The 2300-nt window shown below is 36.6% G+C and carries 3 protein-coding genes; 1 reads left to right on the forward strand and 2 read right to left on the reverse strand.

The features are described 5' to 3' along the window. Positions 1-260: alanine--tRNA ligase-related protein (locus AC1DG9_RS26165; RefSeq protein WP_477635581.1), on the reverse strand; the 260-nt coding region annotated here is incomplete at its 3' end. Between the two features lie 148 nt (positions 261-408). Between AC1DG9_RS26165 and AC1DG9_RS26170 the strand changes: the two genes are divergently transcribed. After that, positions 409-744 carry a MerR family transcriptional regulator gene (locus tag AC1DG9_RS26170; RefSeq protein ID WP_048906117.1) on the forward strand — a complete coding sequence of 112 codons (336 nt, stop codon included), beginning with the start codon at positions 409-411 and terminating at the stop codon, positions 742-744. Between the two features lie 260 nt (positions 745-1004). On the opposite strand, the gene AC1DG9_RS26175 is transcribed toward AC1DG9_RS26170, so the two are convergent. After that, on the reverse strand, positions 1005-2300 hold a 1296-nt coding region (locus AC1DG9_RS26175), incomplete at its 5' end, for a sodium:solute symporter family transporter (RefSeq protein ID WP_477635582.1).

The raw sequence follows: 2300 nt of genomic DNA on the forward strand, positions 1-2300 counted from the left end.
GTATGGTGGTAGGTATCTATCCCTACTTCCTCCAAATCATTATGTTTTCCTGATACGCGCAAACAACGTTGGGTATCAGTTACTCTTGGATATTTTATTGGGGCTTCTCCTAAAAACAAATCTTTAAACTGATTCATTCCCGCATTAGTAAACATTAATGTGGGGTCGTTTTTAACTACAATAGGTGCCGATGAAACAATATGATGTTGTTTTGATTCGAAAAATTTTAAGTATGCCTGTCTGATTTCCTTAGCTGTCATCCTTCTCTTGATTAGTGGAACAAACTTAGATAAAAAAAAAACCTCTATCGAGGAAAATTGAAATTTTATTGTTGGATTCTACTAAAATCCCCCTACATTTGAATACTTTAAATAAAAGCTGTAAAACACTAATAATCAACACTAAAGTATGCCTTACAAAGAACGGGAAATCAATAAAATGTACTATACGATGGGTGAGGTAACCGAAATGTTTGGTGTAAACGCATCCCAAATCCGATTTTACGAAAAGGAATTTGACGTATTGCAACCTAAAAAAAATAAAAAAGGAAACCGCCTTTTTACCCCAGAAGATATTGAAAATTTAAAGATCATTTTTCATCTGGTAGAAGATAAAGGTTTCACTTTAAAGGGAGCAAAAGATCATCTGAAAAACAATACATCTGAGGTTAAAGAAAATCAAAAGATCATTGACTCGCTTGAGAAATTAAAAGATTTCTTACTGAAATTGAACGACCAGATTTAATTATTTTCATTTCTCCGGTTAATTATTTTTTATTTCGAAAATAATTAACGTGGTTAGGCAAATTTATGTCAACCACAACCGGAATATGCTCCACATTAGTAAATCCGGCAAGTAAGGACTTTAAGTTTTTTATCCAACCTGCTCTTGAGCAACATAAAATAAAAGAAATCCAGTGTATTGAAGGTACTATAAGGTACTATAAAGAAAGAGGACGATAGGTAACCAGCCCACCGTCCTAACCTAAACTGGATAAAACCTAACTACCAGTAAATTGTATATAGTGCCACAATTAGCCCGCAAACAATGATTGCACCAACTGTGAAAGCCCTATTAGTTCTAAACATTTCTTTTTCTATTTCAAGTCCGTTTGTTAGTACCCCTCTTCTGGTTTCTATGATGCTAATTGCATACATCACCACAAGACAAATGATAAATACAAAACCCATCCGGTCTAGAAATGGTATTTCATAAAGCATACTTCCATCTCTCTGTTGCACCAGCTTTGAAAAGCCTGTTGAACTAAGGAATTCCAGGTTCATCACATTTGGAAGGAATTTGAATATCACCGAAAGCGCAAAACCGCCAACTGTTGCAAATAACGCTGCATTTGAGGTTGTCTTTTTCCAGAAGAAACCTAAGATAAACATGGCAAATATACCTGGCGAGAAAAAGCCGGTATATTCCTGAATAAACTGAAAGCCACCTTTTTTATCGATACCAAGTAAAGGAGAAATGATGATGGCTACTAGCATTGCAAGGATAACAGTAATCCGTCCAATTACGACCTGCTTGTCTTCATTCGCTGTTTTATTGATTACTTTCTTGTAAATATCAAGTGTAAAAATGGTTGCAATACTATTTGCTTTACCAGCAAGGGAAGCAACTACCGCAGCGGTTAATGCGGCAAACGACAATCCCTTTAACCCGGCAGGAAGAAGATTTAAAAGCACAGGATAAGCACTGTCTGGAGATACCTCTCCGCCTTGCAACATATCTGTTTTAAAGTCACCATACCCTTCTTTGTAAAGAACAAACGCAGCTATTCCAGGAAGTACCACGATAACAGGCATCAATAATTTTAAGAAAGATGCAAAAAGAAGTCCATTTCTTGCTGTTTTAAGATCGGCTCCAAGCGCTCTCTGAGTGATGTACTGATTGCAACCCCAATAATTAAGGTTTACAATCCACATACCACCAATTAGTACAGTTAAGCCAGGCAGATCGAGATAATTCTCATTATCTTTCTTAAAGATCATATGAAAATGCTCTTCTGCGTGGACTTTTAACAGACTAAAACCCTTCATTACTCCACTTGAACCGAAATGCGTGGCTACCAGCTCTAATGCAAGATATGTAGTTGCCAAACCACCCAGGATAAGGAAAAACACCTGAATTACATCGGTATATCCAATTACCTTCATTCCACCGAGTGTAATGATGATGGAGAAAATAGCCAGCAGGTACATACACGCAGTAAGGTTAATTCCTGATATGCTGTGGATTGCCAGAGCTCCTAAATAAAGTATGGAGGTTAAGTTTACCACTACGTATAATAA

The organism is Pedobacter sp. 05L430, from assembly GCF_056397585.1.